Origin of the sequence: Variovorax soli (assembly GCF_031454625.1) — a bacterium.
Lineage (GTDB): Bacteria > Pseudomonadota > Gammaproteobacteria > Burkholderiales > Burkholderiaceae_C > Variovorax > Variovorax soli_A.
Map to the genome: position 1 here is coordinate 470796 of NZ_JAVDRF010000003.1, position 21154 is coordinate 491949.

Consider the following 21154-nt stretch of genomic DNA (forward strand, 5'->3'; position numbering starts at 1 on the left):
AGGCTCAAGGCTTGGACGACGAGGAAGAGGAGACCTGGGTCTCGAGCGTCTCGTCACGGGTGAACTTGAAGCGCGAGGGCAGCACGATCTGGTCGGTCTGCCTGCGCATGGCGTCGGTGAATTTGCCGAAGTTGCCGATGCTGCGCACGATGGCTTGCGCGCGCCGGTCCAGCGTCGTGTTGCCCGAGCCCTCGATGATCTCGGTGCCGAGAATGGCGCCGTCGAAGTTGACGGTCACCAGCATCGTGAGCTCGCCGTAGAGCTTCTTGCCCGAGAGCACGGGGAAGTTTTCGGTGCCGCGGGCCTCGATCTTGCGGCGCAGTGCATCGACATAGACGGCATAGGTGGCCTCGCGCGTCGCGGGGCTGAGGTAGCGCTTCTTGGGCCGCGCGTTCTCCTCGTTCACCCGACGCTCGATCTCGGCCAGCATCTCGATCAGCTGGCGGCGCTTTTCCTCGCGCGCCGCGGCCTCGCTGGGGTTGCCCTTGTTGCGCGGGTCGGGCAGCGGCATCGCGGCGAGCTGCTGCTTGATCTGCGCGAGCAGCAGCATCTGCTGGGCCTGCATGGCCTCGACCTGGCGCTGGGCGTCTTCCATCGAGTCGCCGATGGTGGTGAAGGTGGAGGGCGGCAGCGGGCTGGTGGCGCGGCCGCGGTCGAGGTCGCCGCCGCCGGCCAGCGAGCTCTGGGCAATGGCCAGGGCCTTGTCGGGCCGCTCTTTGGTCTTGGCGTTGACCAGGATGACTTCGAGCGGGGACTCGGTGAAGACCCGGTTGAAGGACTCCGGGTCGGCGAAGCGGAACGCGAGCAGCAGGGCATGCGCGGCGACCGAGATGCCGAGCGCGATCTGCAGGCTGCTCAGGTCGCGCAGGTTCATGCGGGAACCTTCTCCGGAGGCGCAGCCTCGTCGCTGTCGGCCAGATCCACCGCAATGGCGATCGGCCCGGCGACCTCTTCTTCCTCGCCTTCGTCTTCCGAAGCCGCCTCGGCCGGCGCCGTGTCGAGGCGCTCGATGACGGTGCCGTGCACATCGAGCGCGATTTCGTCGACCTCGCCGAGCCTGACCCGCACGCGGGCCCCGCGCGCGAGCCCCTGGGTGCCCGTGACCTGGAACACCAGCGGGAGCGTGTCGGCACGCGCGAGGGCGCCGTTGGGCGCGTCCTTGATCAACGTGGCCTCGAGCTCGGTGATGTTCTCCTGCTCCAGGTACTTGAGCGTCCAGAAGCGCTCCATGCCGCCCTGGTGCGCGTTGTAGGCGGCGTAGGCGGCATCGAAGCCGGAGAGGATGGAGAACAGGTCGGCGTCCTTCGGCTTGAACGGCGCAGCCAGCGCGGCGGTCTTGCCGTGGCGTGCGGCCGCGATGATCTGCCACTGGTTCACCAGGTCGGTGTAGCGGCGCAGCGGAGAGGTGCTCCAGGCATAGCTCTTCACGCCGAGGCCGGCATGCGGCAGGGCTCGGGTGCCCATGCGCACCTTGATGCCCGGCGCGAGGCTGGCCTGGCTGCGGTAGAGCGCGGGCACGCCGAGCTCGCCGAGCCAGCCGCCCCAGCTGCTGTTGGCCAGGATCATCGCCTCCGACACGATCAGGTCCAGCGGCGCGCCGCGCTGCCGGGTCGTGATCTGGACCCGCTCGTTGCCGGTGGGTTCGCCCTGCGCGTCGGGCAGTCGGAAGTTGTAGTCGGGCCGGTTGAAGCTTTCGGGCTTGCCGCGCACCACCTCGCGCTGCGCCTTGAGCTGCTTCGCCAGGCGGAACAGGAAGGACAGCGGTTCGCGCAGCCGCACGGCGATCTCCGGCGTGCCCGCGTTGTCGACCGCGGTGTCCTCGAGCCAGGCCTGCGTGATGAAGCCGTCGAGCTGGTCGTGGCGCAGGTTGGCGACGATGGGCACGCGCTCGAGCCGGGTCTCGCTGGCCTTCAGCGCCAGCGTGGCCTCGTCGAAATCGGCATAGAGCGAGACGGCCGGGCAGTCGCGCCCTTCCTGCAGGGTGTAGGTCTCGACCACCTCGTCGGGCAGCATGGTGATCTTGTGGCCCGGCATGTAGACGGTGGACATTCGCGCGCGCGCGACCTGGTCGATCGGGCCGCCCGGCGCCAGCGCCAGGCCTGGCGCCGCAATGTGGATGCCGACGCGCACCGTGCCGCTGCCGAGGCCCGTGACCGAGAGCGCATCGTCGATCTCGGTGGTGTGCGAGTCGTCGACCGAGAAGGCCTGCACCGCGGCCAGCGGCAGCGCGTCGGCGATGGCGGGCGCCTTGAGTGCCGGGAAGCCTGTGCCCTTGGGGAAGTTCTCGAACAGGAAACGCCGCCAGTGGAACTGGTAAGGCGAGTCGATCGCGCCCGCGCGCTGCAGCAGCTCGAGGGGAGGGCGCTGCGTGGCGCGCGCCGCCTCGACGACGGCCTTGTACTCGGGCGCATTCTTGTCGGGCTTGAACAGGATCTTGTAGAGCTGCTCGCGCACCGGCGCCGGGCACTCGCCGGCGCCGAGCTGCTCGGCCCATTCGGCGATCTGGGCCTGCACTTGCTTTTTCTTCTCGATCGCGGCCAGCGCCTGCTGCACGATCTCGGCCGGTGCCTTCTTGAAACGCCCCTTGCCGGCCCGGCGGAAATAGTGCGGCGCCTCGAACAGCGCGAGCAGCGATGCGGCCTGCTGGGCCAGCGTGGGCTGGGCCTGGAAGTAGTCGGCGGCGAGCTCGTCGAAGGCGAATTCACCCTCGGGGGCGAATTCCCAGGCCAGGTCGAGGTCCATGCCGGCAGCGAGCGCGCGTGCCTCGTCCAGCAATGCCGCCGGTGCCGGCTTCTCGAAACGCAGCACGATGTTGGCTGCCTTGACCTTGACGCGCTTGCCGGAATCGAGCTCGACCTGTGCCGAGGCCTCGGCCTCCGACAGCACGCGCCCGCCCAGGTACTTGCCGGCTTCTTCGAACAAAACAAACATGAGGCGGATTGTCCCATGCGCCGCACTGCGCGCCGGCTCTCAGGCAGGGGCGATGAAGGCCATCACCTCGTCCAGGTGGTGACGCTCGAAGTCGGACAGCGCGTGGTCGCTGCCTTCCAGCAGCTTGATGCGGCTGCCAGGGTAGCGGGCCGACATTTCGCGCCAATCCAGCAGCTCGTCTCCCTTGGCGATCACCGCGAAGATGCGTTCCGGGCCTCCCAGCGGGCCCACCTCGAGTGCGCGCAGTTCGTCGATGTATTCGGGGCGGAAGTGGAAGTGCTCGGCCGGCTCGTGCCAGGACGTCTGCTCGCCGATGTGCTTCGCCAGGTCGCGCGCAGGGTGGACGGCCGGGTTCAGCAGCACGGCTCGGCAGCCGGTCATGCCGGCGACGTAGGTGGCATAGAAGCCGCCCAGGGAGGAGCCGACCACCGCCATCGTGTCGCGCGGCCACTGCGCAATGCCGCGCATGATCAGGTCGATCGCCTCGTGCGGGGAAGGCGGCAACTGCGGGCACCACCAGTGCAGCGCGGGGTGCCGCTCCCGGACGCGTCGTGCCACCTGCCGGGCCTTGGTCGACTGCGGCGACGAGCGAAAGCCGTGGAGGTACAACAGATGCGTCGCGGGTGGGGAGTTCATGCCTTTTGTCTTCACCGAGGACTTGCGGATGCTGCCGGGATTGTCCGTGAAGCTGGCGCAGCGCTGCCGCGGGCGGATAATTCGCGCCCATGTCTGCCGTGCTCCACCAGCCGTCCCTCGCGCGTCGCATCGCGCCCGTGTTCCAGGGCTTCGATGGCTTTCTCGCCTTCGCCGTGCTGCTGCTGGCCTGCGCCGGGCTGCTGACCATGTACTCGTCGGGCTACGACCACGGCACGCGCTTCACGGACCATGGCCGCAACATGCTCCTGGCCGGTTTCATCATGTTCGTGGTCGCGCAAGTGCCGCCGCAGCGGCTGATGTTCTTCGCCGTGCCGGTCTACGTCCTCGGCGTGTCGCTGCTGGTGGCGGTGATGCTGTTCGGCGTCACGAAGAAGGGGGCGACGCGCTGGATCAACGTCGGCGTGGTGATCCAGCCGAGCGAGATCCTGAAGATCGCAATGCCGCTGATGCTGGCCTGGTGGTTCCAGCGCCGGGAGGGCCAGCTGCGCACGCTCGACTACGTCGTGGCGACGGTGCTGCTGGCGGTGCCGGTGGGGCTGATCATGAAGCAGCCCGACCTGGGCACCGCGCTGCTGGTGCTGGCGGCCGGCCTGTCCGTGATTTTTTTCGCAGGGCTGTCGTGGAAGCTGATCGTGCCGCCCGTCATCATCGGGCTGGTCGCGGTGTCGCTGATCGTCGGCTTCGAGTCGCAGCTGTGCGCCGACGGCTTCGACTGGCGGGTCCTGCACGATTACCAGAAGCAGCGCATCTGCACCCTGCTCGACCCCACCAAGGACCCGCTGGGCAAGGGCTTTCACATCATCCAGGGCATGATCGCGATCGGTTCCGGCGGCGTGGGGGGCAAGGGCTTCATGCAGGGCACGCAGACGCACCTGGAGTTCATTCCCGAGCGCACCACCGATTTCATCTTCGCGGCCTACTCCGAGGAGTTCGGACTGGCCGGCAACCTGGCGCTGATCGCCGGCTTCATTTTCCTGATCTTCCGCGGACTGGCGATCGCGCTGGACGCGCCCACGCTGTTCTCGCGCCTGCTGGCCGGCGCGGTGACCATGATCTTCTTCACCTATGCCTTCGTGAACATGGGCATGGTCAGCGGCATCCTGCCCGTGGTGGGGGTGCCCTTGCCATTCATCAGCTACGGCGGCACGGCCATGGTGACGCTGGGGCTCGGGCTGGGCATCCTGATGTCGATCGCGCGGGCCAAGCGATTGATGCAGAGCTGAATTCGGAATTGCCCGGCCGTTGCTGTTACCCGCGGTGAGGGCTTGGCGAAGCGGCGCGAAGTACGCGCAGCCCTGGTGCGAGCCTAGAATCTCCCGATGATTTCCCGCGAACCCACCCTCGAGCGCCTCGCCACGGCGCAGCAGCTCCTGCTCACGCCCTTCGGCCTGGACGAATCGCATCTGCTGCGCGCCCTGGCGGAGATCACGGCCCACAAGGTGGATGACGCCGATCTCTACTTCCAGTACACCCGCAGCGAGGGCTGGAGCCTGGAGGAGGGCATCGTCAAGACCGGCAGCTTCAGCATCGACCAGGGTGTGGGCGTGCGGGCGGTCAGCGGCGAGAAGACGGCCTTCGCCTATTCGGACGACATTTCCGAGGCCTCCCTGCTCGATGCGGCGCGCACGGTCCGAACGATTTCCGCCGCTGGACGCCATGGCAGGGTCAAGGCGCCGTCGCGCAAGGTCGCGACCAGCCGCTCGCTCTATGGGGGCGTGGATCCGATCACGACACTCGACAGCACAGCCAAGGTCGAGCTGCTGGGCAAGGTCGAGAAGCTCGCGCGCTCGCGCGATCCGCGGGTGGCGCAGGTGATGGCGGGGCTGGCCAGCGAATACGACGTTGTGATGGTGGCGCGCGCCGACGGCACCCTGGCGGCCGACGTGCGGCCGCTGGTGCGTCTGTCCGTCACGGTGATCGCCGAGCAGAACGGCCGGCGGGAGATGGGGTCGAGCGGCGGCGGTGGCCGCTTCGGTCTTGCCTACTTCGACGAGGCGCGCATTTCTGAATTCGTCGACCAGGCGGTCCAGCAGGCGCTGACCAACCTCGATTCGCGTCCGGCGCCCGCGGGTGAAATGACCGTGGTGCTCGGCCCGGGCTGGCCCGGAATCCTGCTGCACGAGGCGATCGGCCACGGGCTCGAGGGCGATTTCAATCGCAAGGGGTCGAGCGCCTTCTCCGGCCGCATCGGCGAACGTGTCGCCGCCAAGGGCGTCACCGTGCTGGACGACGGCACCATCGCGGACCGCCGCGGCTCGCTCAATGTCGACGACGAGGGCAACGCCACCCAGCGCAACGTGCTGATCGAGGACGGCATCCTCAAGGGCTACATCCAGGACTCGCTCAATGCGCGGCTGATGAAGGTCAAGCCCACCGGCAACGGCCGGCGCGAGAGCTATGCACACGTGCCGATGCCGCGCATGACCAACACCTACATGCTGGGCGGCGACAAGGTGCCCGCGGAGATCGTCGCCAGCATCAAGAAAGGCCTCTATGCCACCAATTTCGGCGGCGGCCAGGTCGACATCACCAGCGGCAAGTTCGTGTTCTCGGCCAGCGAGGCCTTCTGGGTGGAGAACGGCAAGATCCAGTACCCGGTGAAGGGCGCGACCCTGGTCGGCAACGGTCCCGATGCGCTGACGCGCGTCACCATGATCGGCAACGACATGGCGCTCGATTCCGGTGTGGGCACCTGCGGCAAGGAGGGCCAGAGCGTGCCGGTCGGCGTCGGCCAACCCACGCTGCGCATCGACGGATTGACCGTCGGAGGCACTGCCTGAGGCCTCCTTCCACGGTTGTTTCGTTTTTCCTGTGCTACATTCGGCCCCTATGTCTTCGCGCATCGCCTTTTTCTTTTCGTACTTTTGGTTCCCGGACTCCGGCGGACGAGAGGCGAGCGCGTAAAGCACACTGAAACACCTCCCAAGACCGCCGGCGCCCCGAGCCCCGGCGGTTTTTTTATGCCCCGTTGAATTTCATCCCTTGAAGGAACGACCCATGAGCACGAGCAACGTCCCCGCCACCGAGAACTGGTATGCGAGCGTCGAAAAAACCAGCCGAACCGACGACGAACGCATCAAGGACATCACCGTGCTCCCCCCTCCCGAACACCTGATCCGCTTCTTCCCCATCCGCGGTACGCCGGTCGAGACACTCATCACCGGCACCCGCCGCGGCATCCACAACATCATGAGCGGCAAGGACGACCGGCTGCTGGTGGTGATGGGGCCCTGCTCGATCCACGACCCGACCGCGGCGCTCGAGTACGCCCGGCGCCTGAAGGCCGAGCGCGAGAAGTACGCCGGCACGCTGGAGATCGTGATGCGCGTCTATTTCGAGAAGCCGCGTACCACGGTTGGCTGGAAGGGGCTGATCAACGATCCCTACCTCGACGAAAGCTTCCGCATCGACGAAGGGCTGCGCATCGCGCGCCAGCTGCTGATCGAGATCAACCGGCTGGGACTGCCGGCCGGCAGCGAATTCCTCGACGTGATCTCTCCGCAATACATCGGCGACCTGATCGCATGGGGCGCGATCGGTGCGCGCACCACCGAGAGCCAGGTGCATCGCGAACTGGCCTCCGGGCTGTCGGCACCGATCGGCTTCAAGAATGGCACGGACGGCAACATCCGCATCGCCACCGATGCGATCCAGGCGGCGGCGCGCGGCCACCACTTCCTCTCGGTGCACAAGAACGGCCAGGTCGCCATCGTGCAGACCAACGGCAACAAGGACTGCCACGTGATCCTGCGCGGCGGCAAGGCACCCAACTACGACGCGGCCAGCGTGGCCGCCGCCTGCAAGGACCTCGAAGCCGCGAAGCTGCCGGCGACGCTGATGGTGGACTGCAGCCACGCCAACAGCAGCAAGCAGCATCAGAAGCAGATCGACGTGGCCAAGGACATCGCTGGGCAGATTGCGCACGGCAGCCGCAGCATCTTCGGCCTGATGGTCGAGAGCCACCTGAATGCCGGCGCCCAGAAATTCAGTGCCGGCAAGGACGACGTCGCCAACCTCGAGTACGGCAAGAGCATCACCGATGCCTGCCTCGGCTGGGATGATTCGGCGCAGGTACTGGAGCTGCTGTCGCAAGCCGTCAAGGCGCGCCGCGGCTGAAGCGATTCAGATCAGTTCGACCAGGGCAGGCCAGTGGTGACGCAGCAGCGAAGCCTCCTCGCCGTCAGGCTGCATGAACGAGAAGTCGCTGAAATCGAAGCCTGGACCGACAGTGCAATGCACCAGCGTGTAGTCGGGGCCGTCGGGCGCCAGCAGCGGCTTGGCTGCCTGCCAGTGGCCGGCCGGCACGGTGTGCTGCGGATGCGTGCCATGCACGTCGACCGGCCCGAGCCTGGTATGGGCAGGCGGCGTGCGCAGCGCAGCATCGCTGGTCCAGAGCGAGAGCGGGGCGCCTTCGAGGTGAACCCAGACTTCGTCGGAAAGCACCCGGTGCCAACGTGAATGCTGGCCGGCTTCCAGCAGGAAATAGATGGTCGTGAGCGCCTGCCGCGCCGACCGGCCATCGGCCGGCGAAACCTGGGCGGTCGAGCGGAACAGCTCGCGAAACCAGCCGCCCTCGGGATGAGGCGCCAACTGCAGGGTCTCGATGAGCTGTCGCGCGCGCATGGAACTATTGTGCCGCGCGCAGGGCCGACAGAAGCTTTTCGTGGACGCCGCCGAAACCGCCGTTGCTCATGCAGACGATGTGGTCGCCGGGCTGCACTGCGGCCACGATCTGCCCCACCAGCGTCTCGATCCCGCCGGCCACCCGTGCACGCCCGCCCATCGGCGCAAGCGCGGCCGCGGCGTCCCAGTCCAACCCTCCGCTATGGCAGAAGGCCAGGTCGGCCTGCTCCAGGCTCCAGGGCAACTGGGCCGCCATGGTGCCCAGCTTCATGGTGTTGCTGCGCGGCTCAAAGGCTGCCAGGATGCGCTCGCCGCGATGGCCGCCGGCGTCGAGCTTGCTGCGCAGGCCCTCGATCGTTGTGCGGATGGCGGTCGGGTGGTGGGCGAAGTCGTCGTAAACCGTGATCGGCCCACCGGACCGCTCGACCGTGCCGCGCACCTCCATTCGCCGGCGCACATTGCGAAAGCCTGCCAGCGCCGCCGCCGCTTCGGCCGGCGCCACACCGACGTGTTCCGCCGCGGCAATGGCGGCCAGGGCGTTCATCTGGTTGTGGAGCCCGGACAGCGCCCATGCGACCCGGCCGACGGCCTCGCCTTGCCGCAGCACGTCGAACGCGTCGTGCGTCCCCTGCGCCTGCCATTCGCCGCCGGCGCCGAAACGGGCCAGCTCGCTCCAGCAGCCTTGGGCCAGCACCCGCTGCAGGCTGTCTTCGGTCGCGTTGAGCACCACCCGGCCGCTGGCCGGCACCGTGCGCACCAGATGGTGGAACTGCCGTTCGATCGCCGCCAGGTCGTCGAAGATGTCGGCGTGGTCGTACTCCAGGTTGTTGAGGATCGCGGTGCGCGGACGGTAGTGGACGAACTTGCTGCGCTTGTCGAAGAAGGCGGTGTCGTACTCGTCTGCCTCGATGACAAAGAGCTTCTGGGTCCCGCCTCCCAGCCGCGCCGAAACGCCGAAGTCCAGCGGCACCCCGCCCACCAGGAAGCCCGGCGAGCGGCCGGCTCGCTCGAGAATCCAGGCCAGCATGGAGGTGGTGGTGGTCTTCCCGTGGGTGCCGGCCACGGCCAGCACATGCCGGCCCTGCAGCACCTGCTCGGCCAGCCATTGGGGGCCGCTGGTGTAGGGGGCACCGGCGTCGAGGATCGCTTCCATCAGCGGGAACTTGGGCCTTTCGTTCGCGAGCCGGACCCGCGACACCACGTTGCCGATGACGAAGACATCCGGCTGAAGTGCCATCTGATCGGCGCCGAAGCCCTCGATCAACTCGATGCCGAGCGCGCGCAACTGGTCGCTCATGGGCGGGTAGACGCCTGCATCGCAGCCGGTGACCCGATGCCCGGCCTCGCGCGCCAGGGCGGCCAGCCCGCCCATGAAGGTGCCGCAAATGCCGAGGATGTGGATGTGCATCCGGTCGATTCTAGGGACGCCCGAGCGTCGCTCTTCTGCGCACGCCTTCCTTTGTGCAAAATGGGCCATGGATGTGCCCAAGCAGGAAATCGCCGCCGCCGCCGCCCGCCTCATCGTCGAGGAGGGGCTGGAGTACGGTCCGGCCAAACGCCGCGCGCTGCGCGACCTGGGCTTGCCAGCGCGCACGCCGCTGCCGCACAACGACGAGGTCGAGAACGAGGTGCGGGACTACATTCAGCTCTATTGCGCCGACACGCAGCCGAAGGAGCTTCATGCCCTGCGCGTGCTGGCGCTCGAATGGATGGAGCACATGGCGGAGTACCGCCCACATATCGGCGGCGCCGTCTGGCATGGAACGGCCACCCGGCTCTCGGACATTTATATCCAGCTGTTCTGCGACGACCCGAAGTCGGCCGAGATCACGCTGATCGACCATCATGTCGACTATGAACCACGGATGGTGACCGGCTTTCATGGCGAGCAGGTCGAGGCGCTGAGCATCCATGTGGCGAGTCGCGCCCTCGGCGAGGAGATCGGAGTGCACCTCCTGATCTACGATCTCGACGATCTGCGGGGCGCCCTCAAGCCTGATACCCAGGGCCGCGCGCCGCGTGGCAACCTGGCCGCGCTGCGGCGGCTGATCGAAAAGGAAAGCGGATGACTTCGAAGCCAACGCGACGCAGCTGGCTCTACGGCGGCGTGGCTGCGGTGGCGGCGATGGCCGGACTCGGGGGTGCGGTCTGGCATCGGCGCGCCGATGGCGGCCGTGAGCAGCTGGACGCCGCTTTCTGGGGCCAGCGCTTCGAGCGGCCGGAGGGAGGGGAACTGCTTTTCGAATCGCTCCGAGGCAAGCCTCTGCTGATCAACTTCTGGGCCACGTGGTGTGCGCCCTGTGTGGAAGAGATGCCGCTGATCGACGCCTTTTTCCGCGAAAACGCTGCGAACAGCTGGCAAGTGGTCGGACTTGCCATCGACCAGCCCAGCGCAGTGCGGAAATTCCTGACCAAGACGCCCGTCAGCTATCCTATCGGGCTCGCCGGCCTCCAGGGCACGGAAATGGTCAAGAACCTGGGGAACACGGCTGGCGGCCTGCCGTTCAGCATCGTGGTGGATGCCGGGGGCGCGGTCGCGGCGCGTAAAATGGGCAAGATCGAGCCCAACGACCTCCAGGCGTGGCGCCGGGCATAGTTTTCCCAGCTAGAATTCGGCGCCCGATCGGGCATTTGACAGCCGAACGCCGAAGTACACCGCTTTTCAGGCGAAATAATCCTCAAAGCCGGCATGGCCGGCGCTGGAGTCCCATGGATCTGCGCAAGCTCAAGACACTGATCGATCTGGTGTCCGAATCGAATATTTCCGAACTGGAAATCACTGAAGCCGAGGGCAAGGTCCGCATCGTGAAAGGCGGAGTTGCAGCGCCGGTCCAGTATGTGCAGACCGTGGCGGCGCCGGTTCAGGGCGTCGCGACCGCGGCACCGGCAGGCCCCATTGCTGCGGCGCCGGCGGCGGCTCCAGCGGAGGCAGCACCATCCGGGCACGTCGTGAAGTCGCCCATGGTCGGCACTTTCTACCGCTCCTCGAGCCCCGGCGCTCCCGCCTTCGTCGAAGTGGGCAGCCAGGTGAAGGAGGGCGACACCATCTGCATCATCGAGGCGATGAAGATCCTCAACGAAATTGAGGCCGACAAGAGCGGCACCATCACACAGATCCTCGGCGAAAACGGTCAGGCGGTCGAATACGGCCAGCCGCTGTTCATCATCGAGTGATCATGTTCAAGAAGATTCTCGTTGCCAATCGCGGGGAAATTGCACTTCGTATCCAGAGGGCCTGCAGTGAACTGGGCATCAAGGCCGTCATGGTCTATTCGGAGGCCGACCGGGAAGCCAAGTATGTGAAGCTGGCCGAAGAGGCGGTGTGCATCGGCCCGGCATCGTCGTCCCAGAGCTATCTGAACATGCCGGCCATCATCTCGGCCGCCGAAGTGACCGACTCCGAGGCCATCCATCCCGGCTACGGCTTCCTGAGCGAGAACGCCAACTTTGCCGAACGGGTCGAGCAGAGCGGCTTTCAGTTCATCGGCCCCTCGCCCGAATCGATCCGGATCATGGGCGACAAGGTGTCGGCCAAGCAGGCCATGATCAAGGCCGGCGTGCCCTGCGTGCCGGGCTCCGAAGGTGAACTGTCCGACGATGCAGCCATCAACAAGCGCATCGCTCGCGCCATTGGCTACCCCGTCATCATCAAGGCCGCCGGCGGCGGCGGTGGGCGCGGCATGCGCGTGGTGCACACCGAGGCGGCGCTGGTCAATGCGATCCAGATGACCAAGGCGGAAGCCGGGGCGGCCTTCAACAATCCGTCGGTGTACATGGAGAAGTTTCTCCAGAACCCGCGCCACATCGAGATCCAGGTGCTGGCGGACAAGCACAAGAACGCGGTCTACCTGGGCGAGCGCGACTGCTCCATGCAGCGGCGCCACCAGAAGGTCATCGAGGAGTCGCCCGCGCCCGGCGTTCCGCGCAAACTGATCGAGAAGATCGGTGAACGCTGCGCCATGGCCTGCAAGAAGATCGGCTACCGGGGCGCCGGCACTTTCGAGTTCCTGTACGAGAACGGCGAGTTCTACTTCATCGAGATGAACACCCGCGTGCAGGTCGAGCATCCGGTCACCGAATTCACCACCGGCATCGACATCGTCAAGACGCAGATCATGGTCGCGGCCGGCGAGCGGCTGCCGTTCACGCAGCGCCAGATCGAGATGCGCGGCCATGCGATCGAGTGCCGCATCAATGCCGAGGACCCCTACAAGTTCACGCCGTCCCCGGGCCGCATCACCATGTGGCATCCGCCGGGCGGGCCGGGCGTGCGGGTCGACTCCCACGTCTATACCAACTATTTCGTGCCGCCCAACTACGATTCGATGATCGGCAAGATCATCGTGCACGGCGACACCCGCGAACAGGCGCTCGCACGCATGCGCACTGCGCTGAGTGAGACGGTCGTCGAGGGCATCCAGACCAACATCCCGCTGCACCGCGAACTGATGGTCGACGCGAAGTTCATGAGCGGCGGCACCAACATCCATTACCTCGAAGAGTGGCTTGCGGCGCACAAGCGCTGAGCAGCCAGGCGGCCTGCCCGATGTTCGAACTTCGTTTCCTGGTCCCGCAAGACCGTGTCGAGTCCGTCAGCGACGCGCTCGAGGCGCTGGACGCGCTGAGCGTTTCGGTCGAGGATGCCGACGCCCAGACCGATGCAGAGCAGGCGCTCTTCGGCGAGCCGGGAATGCCGCCGCCGAAGGAAGGTTGGCAGCGCTCGCGCGTGATCGGCCTGTTTGCCGAGGAGACGCAGGCGCGCGAAGCAGCGACCGTGTTGGCGGCGCAGGACTTTTTCGACGGCTGCCAGCTGCTGGGCATGGTCGACCTGCCGGAGCAGGACTGGGTGAGGCTCACGCAGTCGCAGTTCGCGCCGGTGGAGATCACCCCGCAGTTCTGGATCGTGCCCACCTGGCATGAGCCCCCGGCCGGGGCGCGGCAGGTGATCCGGCTGGATCCGGGGCTTGCCTTCGGCACCGGCACCCATCCGACCACGCGCATGTGCTTGCGCTGGATCGCCTCACGCGCGGAGCTGGCGGGCCAGCGCGTGCTGGACTATGGCTGCGGCTCCGGGATTTTGGCGATCGGGGCGGCAAAGTACGGCGCCGCGGAGGTGGATGCCGTCGACATCGACGAAGCCGCGGTCGAAGCGACCCGCCTCAACGCCGAGGCCAATGGGGTGCAGGTGAAGGCTGGGCTGAGCGAACTCGCCCAGGGCCGCTACGACATCGTGCTTGCGAACATCCTCGCCACCCCGCTCAAGGTGCTGGCGCCGCTGCTGTGCGAGCACGTGGCGCCGGGCGGGGCGCTGGTGCTGGCCGGCATCCTCGAGCGCCAGGCCGATGAGCTGAAGCTGGCCTATGCGCCGTACGCGGCGCTCGAAGTGAGCGACAGCGAAGACGGCTGGATCCTGATGACTGCTCGCTTCTAGGCCCGCTCTCGGGGGTCGCGCGCGCTTCCCCTGCCGACGCCCCAATGGCGAGCGCCAATACAATCGGCGCCTCATGAGCCTGGTCACCCGCTGCCCCGCGTGCGGCACCACCTTCAAGGTGGTGAGGGACCAGCTTCGCATCTCTGATGGCTGGGTGCGCTGCGGCCGCTGCAGTGAAGTCTTCGACGCAACCCTGGCGCTGCAGGAGGCGCCCCACTCGATCCCGGACTCCGGGCCGCCCGCGCCTATCGGCGCATCGGCAACCCCGCCCTCCCCATCACTGCCCAAGCAACATGCGGCTGCACCGCCTTCGGAAAATGCGGTAGTGGACATGGAGGAGACGGACTTCCTCGACGATGAGCACGAGCACGAGCACGAGCACGAATCGCAGCCGGCCGAACCGCAGGTCGACGCACCCGCGACGCCCGAGGCGCGACGGAAGCCTGAGCCGCTGCCCTTCGCCGGGATCGTCACCGACGAGCCTTGGCCGCAGGCGTCGAACTCGATCGTCGAGCCTGATTCGCACGTAGTACCGCCGTACCCGTCCTTCCCGCCCTTCCCGGATATCGACTTGAACCTCGCGGCCGCGTCGTCTGTCGGCGGCGGAGCGCTCCGGGCAGACTCGGCGCGGCCCGAGTCGAAGACCGCGTCCGCGACCCCGGCCGACGAGGACGCTGCCAATGTGCAGCTGCAGAAGGCCTTGCGCCGCGCGCGTGCCAAGTCCGCCAAGATCGCCCGAGCCAAGGCGCGCGGCGAAGAGCGCGCCGCCCGCGAGTCGGCCCCGGTCGTGCTCGCCGCCAGCGAGCCCGAGCCCGTGCCCGAGACCGCGCGGCGCCTCCCGCGCTTCGCTGCGGCCGCGGAAGGGGCGTCCTTCTGGGAACGCACCGGCGTGCGGCGCGCGCTGGTGGCGATGGCCGCGGCAGCGGCGCTCCTGCTGGTGTTGCAGGTGCTGCATCAGGAGCGCGACCTGATCGCGGCGCGCCAGCCTTCGTTGCGCCCGGTGCTCGCGGCCTTGTGTGGGCTGACGGGTTGCGAAGTCTCGGCCTTGCGGCAGATCGGCGACATCACGATCGACGGCGCCTCGTTCGCGCGCGAGAAGACCGGGGACGCCTACAGGCTGAACTTCACCTTGCGCAACGCGGCGCCTGTGCCGCTCGCGATGCCGGCCGTCGAGCTGTCCCTGCTCGACACCCAGGAGCGCGCCGTGGTCCGGCGCGTGCTTCTGCCTTCGGAGTTCGGCGCGCCGTCCGTGCTGCCGGCGCGCGCCGAGCGCGCGGCATCGCTGCCGCTCGCGCTCAGCGGCCCCGAAGCCTCGGCACTGCCACCGGTCGCCGGATTCCATCTGTTGGCCTTCTACCCCTGAAGCCGGCGCCTCGTTTTTTTCAACCCAACCAGTGGTTCATTCATGGCAGCAGTGATTTGCGGTTCTCTCGCGTTCGACACGATCATGACTTTCGAGGGCCGGTTCGCCGATCAGATCCTTCCTGATCAGCTGCATATCCTCAACGTGTCCTTTCTGGTCCCCGGCCTCCGGCGCGATTTCGGGGGCTGCGCCGGCAACATCGCCTACAGCCTCAACGCCCTGGGCGGCCGCGCGCTGCCGATGGCCACGGTCGGCAGTGACGGCGGCGACTATCTGGAGCGGCTGCGTTCGCTCGGCATCAGCACGGAATTCGTGCGGCAGGTCGACGACAGCTTCACCGCCCAGGCGATGATCATGAACGACCGCGACAACAACCAGATCACGGCCTTCCATCCCGGTGCGATGCAGCAGGCGCACATCACGCGCGTGACGGCGCGCGACGACATCCGGCTCGGCATCGTTGCGCCGGACGGGCGCGAGGCAATGTTGCAGCATGCCGAGCAGTTCAGGGCAGCGAACATCCCTTTCGTTTTCGATCCAGGCCAGGGGCTGCCAATGTTCGATGGCGAGGCGCTGCGGCATTTCGTGGAGCTGGCGAGCTGGGTCGTCGTCAACGATTACGAGGGCAAGATGCTCTCGCAGCGCACGGGGTGGAGCTTCGCCGAAATCTCCGAGCGCGTGCAGGGCCTGGTCGTCACTCTCGCGGCCGAGGGGTGCGAGGTATGGACGCGGGGCGAGCGCGAGCATGTGCTGCCCGTCAAGCCGACGGCGGTTGTCGAGCCCACCGGCTGCGGCGACGCGTGGCGCGGCGCGCTGCTGTACGGGCTGGAGCAGGGCTGGGCGCTGGCGCGCTGTGCCGCCCTGGGCAACCGACTCGGTGCGCTCAAGATCGCGCAGCGAGGCCCGCAGAACTACCAGGTGGATCGCCAGGCGCTCGGGCTCTGAGCCTGGATCTGCCAAGAAAAAAGCCCGGCACGAAAGTGCCGGGCTTTTGCCTTCAACGCTGCTGAGCGACTCAGGGCTTGCTGGCCGTGGGGAACGGCCAGGCTGCCTGGGGGTTCAGCGTCGTTTGCGCTGCGGGCGCAGGCGCAGCGGCAGCGGGCGCTTTCGCGGCCTTCTTGGCAGCAGGCTTCTTCGCTGCTTTCTTGGCGGCGGGCTTCTTTGCCGCAGCCTTTTTCGCCGGCGCCTTTTTCGCAGGCGCCTTCTTTGCTGCGGCCTTCTTCGCCGGCGCCTTCTTGGCTGCTGCCTTCTTGGCAGGCGCCTTCTTCGCTGCGGCCTTCTTCGCCGGTGCCTTCTTGGCTGCTGCCTTCTTGGCAGGAGCCTTCTTCGCTGCGGCCTTCTTCGCCGGCGCCTTCTTGGCCGCTACCTTCTTGGCAGGAGCCTTCTTCGCCGCGACCTTCTTGGCCGGTGCCTTCTTGGCAGCAGCGACCTTCTTGGCCGGGGCCTTCTTTGCTGCGGCCTTCTTAGCCGGCGCTTTCTTTGCAGTTGCCATTTCTCTTTTCTCCTTGATCAAGTTGAAAAAATCAACCTTTTGAAGCACTCCACGCATGTTGGTAGCGTGAAGCGATTCATGGCGTTGGATCGAGCTCCAGCGCCATGAACACCTGCGCCTTCACCGCCGCCGCACTCTCCGGTGCTGGGTCGTGGTGAGAGCTATTCTTGAATTCACTTTTCTTGTCGGAACAATTCAATCCCAGGAGAGCGCGCCACCCGATTGATACTCGATCACACGGGTCTCGAAAAAATTGCGCTCCTTCTTCAGGTCGATCATTTCGCTCATCCAGGGGAACGGGTTTTCCTCGTTCGGGAAGAGCGTTTCCAGGCCGATCTGCTGCGCGCGCCGGTTGGCGATGTAGCGCAGGTAGCCCTTGAACATGGAGGCATTCATGCCGAGCACGCCGCGAGGCATGGTGTCTTCGGCATAGCGATACTCGAGCTCAACGGCCTTCAGGAAGAGGGCCTTGATCTCCGCCTTGAACTCGGCAGTCCAGAGGTGCGGATTCTCGAGCTTCAGCTGGTTGATCAGGTCGATACCGAAATTGCAGTGCATCGACTCGTCGCGCAGGATGTATTGGTACTGCTCGGCAGCCCCGGTCATCTTGTTCTGGCGGCCCAGCGCGAGGATCTGCGTGAAGCCGACATAGAAGAACAGGCCTTCCATCAGGCAGGCGAAGACGATCAGCGATTTGAGCAGCTTTTGGTCGTTCTCGTGCGTGCCGGTGTGGAAGTGCGGGTCGCTGATGGCGTCGATGAAGGGGATCAGGAACTGGTCCTTCTCGCGGATCGACGGCACCTCGTTATAGGCGTTGAAAATCTCGCTCTCGTCCAGGCCCAGCGACTCGACGATGTACTGGTAGGCGTGCGTATGAATCGCTTCCTCGAAGGCCTGGCGCAGCAGGAACTGGCGGCATTCCGGCGCCGTGATGTGGCGGTAGGTGCCCAGCACGATGTTGTTGGCGGCGAGCGAATCGGCCGTCACGAAGAAGCCGAGATTGCGCTTGACGATGCGGCGCTCGTCTTCGCTCAGGCCGTTCGGGTCTTTCCAGAGCGCGATGTCGCGCGTCATGTTCACTTCCTGCGGCATCCAGTGATTGGCGCAGGTGGCCAGGTACTTCTCCCAGGCCCACTTGTACTTGAAGGGGACGAGCTGGTTGACGTCGGTCTGGCCGTTGATGATGCGCTTGTCGGCGGCCTTGACGCGGCGGCCGGCTGGCATCGCCGATGCAGCCGGCTGCGGCGCGGGGGTGGCAGCGCCGTCATCCAGCACGCGTGGATGGGCCGTGGGGGCTGTTTGCGAAGTCGGGAACTCCAGCGAGCGGCCCGCTTGCGCGTCGCTGTTCGATGGCTGCCGCATGCCTTGTTGAAGATCCTTTGGCAAGGAGGGCTTGACTTCTTCGTCCCAGGTCAACATAGAAAAATCCAATGCTCAAATTATGTGAGCAACGATGTGAGTTGCAAAGTGCTCTTCACATCGCGCTCCTATTTATGTTGCCGTTATGTTGTTCGCATGCATCGCCATTTGTCGGGCGATGCCGCGAATCGCTCTCGTCTTCAAGCCGACATCACTGGCACGCTTCGCAGGTCGGATCGTCGACGCCGCAGAAGGCGATGTCGGTTGCAGGCATCGCGCCGAGTTGCGCCTGCGCAGCCGCCGCGGCTGCTTCGAGCGCGCTCATGCCCGATGAAGACGCATCGTTCGAACCCGAGGACACCGCGTTGAGCCGGCCCGATTGCACCGTCGACTTCTCGGCGTGCGTGGCGCTCTGCGTGCGCAGGTAGTAAGTGGTCTTCAGGCCGCGCAGCCAGGCGAGCTTGTAGGTGTCGTCGAGCTTCTTGCCCGAGGCGCCGGCCATGTAGATGTTCAGCGACTGCGCCTGGTCGATCCACTTCTGGCGACGCGCGGCGGCTTCGACCAGCCAGGTGGTCTCGATCTCGAAGGCGGTCGCGTAGAGCGCCTTCACATCCTGCGGGACGCGGTCGATCGGGCGCAGCGAGCCGTCGAAGTGCTTGAGGTCCATCACCATCACGTCGTCCCACAGGCCCAGGCGCTTGAGGTCGCGTACGAGGTAGTGGTTGATGACGGTGAACTCGCCCGACAGGTTGGACTTGACCGAGAGGTTGCCGAAGCAGGGCTCGATCGAAGCGTCCACGCCGATGATGTTGGAGATGGTGGCCGTCGGGGCGATGGCGACGCAGTTGGAATTGCGCATGCCGTCGGTTTTGATCTTCTGGCGCAGCGCGTCCCAGTCCAGCGTCGACGAGCGGTCCACCTCGACGTAGCCGCCGCGCGCCTTCTCGAGCAGGTCCAGCGTGTCGGGCGGCAGCAAGCCCTTGTCCCACAGCGAGCCCTTGTAGCTGGAATAGCGCCCGCGCTCGCGTGCCAGCTCGGTCGAGGCCCAGTAGGCGTGGTAGCAGATCGCTTCCATCGACTCGTCGGCGAACTGCACGGCCTCCTGCGAGGCGTAGGGGATGCGCAGCTCGTACAGCGCGTCCTGGAAGCCCATCAGGCCCAGGCCGACGGGGCGGTGGCGCAGGTTGGAGTCGCGCGCCTTCTTGACCGCGTAGTAGTTGATGTCGATCACGTTGTCGAGCATGCGCATCGCGGTCGACACGGTGCGCTGCAGCTTCTCCTGGTCGACCTTGCCATCCTTCAGGTGCTGCAGCAGGTTGACCGAGCCGAGATTGCAGACGGCGGTCTCGGTGTCGCTGGTGTTGAGCGTGATCTCGGTGCAGAGGTTGGACGAGTGGACGACGCCGGCGTGCTGCTGGGGCGAGCGAACGTTGCAGGCGTCCTTGAAGGTGATCCAGGGATGGCCGGTCTCGAACAGCATCGTCAGCATCTTGCGCCAGAGATCGGTGGCCTGGACCGTGCGGCTGGGCTTGATGTCGCCGCGCGCGGCCTTTTCTTCGTAGGCCACATAGGCGGTTTCGAAGTCGGCACCGAACTTGTCGTGCAGGTCCGGCACGCTGGACGGCGAGAACAGCGTCCAGCTGCCCTTTTCCATCACGCGGCGCATGAACAGGTCGGGGATCCAGTTGGCCGTGTTCATGTCGTGCGTGCGGCGACGGTCGTCGCCGGTGTTCTTGCGCAGCTCCAGGAACTCCTCGATGTCGAGGTGCCAGCTTTCCAGGTAGGTGCAGACCGCGCCCTTGCGCTTGCCGCCCTGGTTGACCGCGACGGCGGTGTCGTTCACCACCTTGAGGAAGGGCACCACGCCCTGCGATTCGCCGTTGGTGCCTTTGATGTGGCTGCCCAGCGCGCGCACGCGGGTCCAGTCGTTGCCGAGGCCGCCCGCGAACTTCGAGAGCAGGGCGTTTTCCTTGATCGACTCGTAGATGCCGTCCAGGTCGTCGGGCACGGTGGTCAGGTAGCAGCTGGAGAGCTGCGAGCGCAGCGTACCGCTGTTGAACAGCGTGGGCGTGCTCGACATGAAATCGAAGGACGACAGCACCTCGTAGAACTCGATGGCGCGCGCCTCGCGGTCGATCTCGTTCAGCGCCAGGCCCATGGCCACGCGCATGAAGAAGGCCTGCGGCAGCTCGATGCGGGTCTTGCGCACGTGCAGGAAGTAGCGGTCGTAGAGGGTCTGCAGGCCGAGGTAGTCGAACTGCAGGTCGCGCTCGGGCTTGAGCGCGGCGCCGAGGCGGCCCAGGTCGTACTGCAGCAGCTTCTCGTCCAGCAGCTCGTTGTCGACGCCCTTCTTGATGAACAGCGGGAAGTAGTCGGCGTAAGCCTGGGCCCGCTCCGCGGCCGGCACTTCGCGGCCGGCGACTTCCTTGAAGATCGTGTGCAGCAGCAGGCGTGCGGTGGCGAAGGTGTAGTCGGGGTCTTTCTCGATCAGCGTGCGGGCGGCCAGGATCGAGGCTTTGTAGACCTCGTCCAGCGGCACGCCGTCATAGAGGTTGCGCATGGTTTCGGCCACGATCGGGCCCGCCGTGATGCTCTCGCCCAGGCCGGAGCAGGCGGATTCGATGAGGCCCTTGAGCTCGCTGAGATCGAGCGCCACGCGCTCGCCGCGGTCGATCACGTGCAGCGTGGAGACGGCGATCGGGGCTTCGAGCTCGCCTTGCTTGGAGCGTTCCTGGGCGCGGCGCTCGCGGTACAGCACATAGGCACGCGCGATTTCGTGATGGCCGCCGCGCATCAGGCCCAGCTCGACCTGGTCCTGCACGTCCTCGATGTGGAAGGTGCCGCCCCCCGGACGCGAGCGCAGCATGGCGCGCACCACGCCCTGGGTCAGGGTGTCGACCGTCTCGCGCACGCTGGCAGAGGCCGCGCCCTGCGTGCCGTGCACAGCGAGGAAGGCCTTCATCATTGCGATCGCGATCTTGTTTGGCTCGAAGGGAACGACGGCGCCGTTGCGGCGGATGATCTGGTAGTTGGCGAGCGCATGGCCGGCGGGCGAGCCGGCCTTGTCTCCGTGGCGTTGCGGCGTCGAGGCTACGGCGCGAGACGTGTCGGTGTAATTCAGGGCAGTTTGCATTCGATCCTCTGTTGGCAAATTCTTGTTGGGGGCGCCGGTGCCGCACTGGGCCGGTTGCATGGCTCGAAGCACCGGAGGCCAGGGCACACTATATCTGGGGTCCAGGAGGGCTACAACCCACTAGATATAGTGTTTTCCTTGTAGATCAATGGTCCCAACCGCTGC

General features: G+C 66.3%; 18 protein-coding genes. 10 read left to right on the plus strand and 8 right to left on the minus strand.

Features of this window, described 5'->3' with window-relative positions:
* Positions 1–4 precede the first annotated feature (4 nt).
* Genes J2739_RS09380 through J2739_RS09390 form a run of 3 tightly spaced genes read right to left on the minus strand, consistent with a single transcriptional unit; the run spans position 5 to position 3567 of the window.
* Positions 5–874, minus strand: a complete 870-nt coding sequence (locus J2739_RS09380) for an energy transducer TonB (protein ID WP_309900796.1) — start codon at positions 872–874, stop codon at positions 5–7.
* Entirely contained in the window at positions 871–2931 is a 2061-nt protein-coding gene (locus J2739_RS09385) for a ribonuclease catalytic domain-containing protein (protein WP_309900798.1), read from the minus strand. Before J2739_RS09385 ends, J2739_RS09380 begins: the two co-directional genes overlap by 4 nt.
* Positions 2932–2970: 39 nt before the next feature.
* The gene (locus J2739_RS09390; protein ID WP_309900799.1) at positions 2971–3567 is read right to left on the minus strand and encodes a YqiA/YcfP family alpha/beta fold hydrolase; all 597 of its coding nucleotides are present in this window, start codon (positions 3565–3567) and stop codon (positions 2971–2973) included.
* 89 nt (positions 3568–3656) lie between these two features.
* Between J2739_RS09390 and rodA the strand changes: the two genes are divergently transcribed.
* From rodA to J2739_RS09405, 3 genes are all read left to right on the plus strand, one after another.
* Positions 3657–4811: a rod shape-determining protein RodA gene (rodA, locus tag J2739_RS09395; RefSeq protein ID WP_309900801.1), complete on the plus strand. Its 1155-nt coding sequence runs from the start codon at positions 3657–3659 to the stop codon at positions 4809–4811.
* Between the two features lie 96 nt (positions 4812–4907).
* Positions 4908–6368: a metalloprotease TldD gene (tldD, locus tag J2739_RS09400; RefSeq protein ID WP_309900803.1), complete on the plus strand. Its 1461-nt coding sequence runs from the start codon at positions 4908–4910 to the stop codon at positions 6366–6368.
* A 217-nt stretch (positions 6369–6585) separates the two neighbouring features.
* Entirely contained in the window at positions 6586–7704 is a 1119-nt protein-coding gene (locus J2739_RS09405; RefSeq protein WP_309900804.1) for a 3-deoxy-7-phosphoheptulonate synthase, read from the plus strand.
* A 6-nt stretch (positions 7705–7710) separates the two neighbouring features.
* Here the strand turns inward: J2739_RS09405 and J2739_RS09410 are convergent, their stop codons facing one another.
* The gene (locus J2739_RS09410) at positions 7711–8211 is read right to left on the minus strand and encodes a cupin domain-containing protein (protein ID WP_309900806.1); all 501 of its coding nucleotides are present in this window, start codon (positions 8209–8211) and stop codon (positions 7711–7713) included.
* A gap of 4 nt (positions 8212–8215) precedes the next feature.
* Positions 8216–9619 (minus strand): UDP-N-acetylmuramate:L-alanyl-gamma-D-glutamyl-meso-diaminopimelate ligase, encoded by a 1404-nt coding sequence (mpl, locus tag J2739_RS09415; protein ID WP_309900808.1) that lies wholly within the window; start codon positions 9617–9619, stop codon positions 8216–8218.
* 67 nt (positions 9620–9686) lie between these two features.
* Here mpl and J2739_RS09420 point away from each other — a divergent pair, with 67 nt between their 5' ends.
* The 7 genes from J2739_RS09420 to J2739_RS09450 all read left to right on the plus strand — a co-directional run bounded on the left by J2739_RS09420 (position 9687) and on the right by J2739_RS09450 (position 15950).
* A complete protein-coding gene (locus J2739_RS09420) occupies positions 9687–10280 on the plus strand; it encodes a hypothetical protein (protein ID WP_309900810.1) in 594 nt (197 codons plus the stop codon).
* Entirely contained in the window at positions 10277–10807 is a 531-nt protein-coding gene (locus tag J2739_RS09425; protein WP_309900812.1) for a TlpA family protein disulfide reductase, read from the plus strand. Before J2739_RS09420 ends, J2739_RS09425 begins: the two co-directional genes overlap by 4 nt.
* 113 nt (positions 10808–10920) lie before the next feature.
* The gene (gene accB, locus J2739_RS09430) at positions 10921–11385 is read left to right on the plus strand and encodes an acetyl-CoA carboxylase biotin carboxyl carrier protein (RefSeq protein WP_309900814.1); all 465 of its coding nucleotides are present in this window, start codon (positions 10921–10923) and stop codon (positions 11383–11385) included.
* A 2-nt stretch (positions 11386–11387) separates the two neighbouring features.
* Positions 11388–12737 (plus strand): acetyl-CoA carboxylase biotin carboxylase subunit, encoded by a 1350-nt coding sequence (accC, locus tag J2739_RS09435; RefSeq protein WP_309900816.1) that lies wholly within the window; start codon positions 11388–11390, stop codon positions 12735–12737.
* 20 nt (positions 12738–12757) lie between these two features.
* Complete coding sequence (gene prmA / locus J2739_RS09440; RefSeq protein WP_309900818.1) at positions 12758–13642, plus strand: 50S ribosomal protein L11 methyltransferase; 885 nt, start codon at positions 12758–12760, stop codon at positions 13640–13642.
* A 73-nt stretch (positions 13643–13715) separates the two neighbouring features.
* Positions 13716–15005 carry a DUF3426 domain-containing protein gene (locus tag J2739_RS09445; protein ID WP_309900820.1) on the plus strand — a complete coding sequence of 430 codons (1290 nt, stop codon included), beginning with the start codon at positions 13716–13718 and terminating at the stop codon, positions 15003–15005.
* Positions 15006–15047: 42 nt separating this feature from the next.
* Positions 15048–15950 (plus strand): carbohydrate kinase family protein, encoded by a 903-nt coding sequence (locus J2739_RS09450; protein ID WP_309900822.1) that lies wholly within the window; start codon positions 15048–15050, stop codon positions 15948–15950.
* A gap of 70 nt (positions 15951–16020) precedes the next feature.
* Here J2739_RS09450 and J2739_RS09455 read toward each other — a convergent pair whose 3' ends face one another.
* The 3 genes from J2739_RS09455 to J2739_RS09465 form a co-directional block, all read right to left on the minus strand.
* Positions 16021–16497 carry a histone H1-like DNA-binding protein gene (locus J2739_RS09455; RefSeq protein WP_309900824.1) on the minus strand — a complete coding sequence of 159 codons (477 nt, stop codon included), beginning with the start codon at positions 16495–16497 and terminating at the stop codon, positions 16021–16023.
* Between the two features lie 195 nt (positions 16498–16692).
* Positions 16693–17916, minus strand: a complete 1224-nt coding sequence (locus tag J2739_RS09460; RefSeq protein WP_309900825.1) for a ribonucleotide-diphosphate reductase subunit beta — start codon at positions 17914–17916, stop codon at positions 16693–16695.
* A gap of 151 nt (positions 17917–18067) precedes the next feature.
* Entirely contained in the window at positions 18068–20989 is a 2922-nt protein-coding gene (locus J2739_RS09465; RefSeq protein WP_309900827.1) for a ribonucleoside-diphosphate reductase subunit alpha, read from the minus strand.
* Positions 20990–21154 lie beyond the last annotated feature (165 nt).

Excerpts from the sequence above, each read along its gene's own strand:
- J2739_RS09380 (WP_309900796.1), bottom strand. The coding sequence starts at position 874 with ATGAACCTGCGCGACCTGAGCAGCCTGCAGATCGCGCTCGGCATCTCG.
- J2739_RS09385 (WP_309900798.1), bottom strand. The coding sequence starts at position 2,931 with ATGTTTGTTTTGTTCGAAGAAGCCGGCAAGTACCTGGGCGGGCGCGTG.
- J2739_RS09390 (WP_309900799.1), bottom strand. The coding sequence starts at position 3,567 with ATGAACTCCCCACCCGCGACGCATCTGTTGTACCTCCACGGCTTTCGC.
- rodA (WP_309900801.1), top strand. The coding sequence starts at position 3,657 with ATGTCTGCCGTGCTCCACCAGCCGTCCCTCGCGCGTCGCATCGCGCCC.
- tldD (WP_309900803.1), top strand. The coding sequence starts at position 4,908 with ATGATTTCCCGCGAACCCACCCTCGAGCGCCTCGCCACGGCGCAGCAG.
- J2739_RS09405 (WP_309900804.1), top strand. The coding sequence starts at position 6,586 with ATGAGCACGAGCAACGTCCCCGCCACCGAGAACTGGTATGCGAGCGTC.
- J2739_RS09410 (WP_309900806.1), bottom strand. The coding sequence starts at position 8,211 with ATGCGCGCGCGACAGCTCATCGAGACCCTGCAGTTGGCGCCTCATCCC.
- mpl (WP_309900808.1), bottom strand. The coding sequence starts at position 9,619 with ATGCACATCCACATCCTCGGCATTTGCGGCACCTTCATGGGCGGGCTG.
- J2739_RS09420 (WP_309900810.1), top strand. The coding sequence starts at position 9,687 with ATGGATGTGCCCAAGCAGGAAATCGCCGCCGCCGCCGCCCGCCTCATC.
- J2739_RS09425 (WP_309900812.1), top strand. The coding sequence starts at position 10,277 with ATGACTTCGAAGCCAACGCGACGCAGCTGGCTCTACGGCGGCGTGGCT.
- accB (WP_309900814.1), top strand. The coding sequence starts at position 10,921 with ATGGATCTGCGCAAGCTCAAGACACTGATCGATCTGGTGTCCGAATCG.
- accC (WP_309900816.1), top strand. The coding sequence starts at position 11,388 with ATGTTCAAGAAGATTCTCGTTGCCAATCGCGGGGAAATTGCACTTCGT.
- prmA (WP_309900818.1), top strand. The coding sequence starts at position 12,758 with ATGTTCGAACTTCGTTTCCTGGTCCCGCAAGACCGTGTCGAGTCCGTC.
- J2739_RS09445 (WP_309900820.1), top strand. The coding sequence starts at position 13,716 with ATGAGCCTGGTCACCCGCTGCCCCGCGTGCGGCACCACCTTCAAGGTG.
- J2739_RS09450 (WP_309900822.1), top strand. The coding sequence starts at position 15,048 with ATGGCAGCAGTGATTTGCGGTTCTCTCGCGTTCGACACGATCATGACT.
- J2739_RS09455 (WP_309900824.1), bottom strand. The coding sequence starts at position 16,497 with ATGGCAACTGCAAAGAAAGCGCCGGCTAAGAAGGCCGCAGCAAAGAAG.
- J2739_RS09460 (WP_309900825.1), bottom strand. The coding sequence starts at position 17,916 with ATGTTGACCTGGGACGAAGAAGTCAAGCCCTCCTTGCCAAAGGATCTT.
- J2739_RS09465 (WP_309900827.1), bottom strand. The coding sequence starts at position 20,989 with ATGCAAACTGCCCTGAATTACACCGACACGTCTCGCGCCGTAGCCTCG.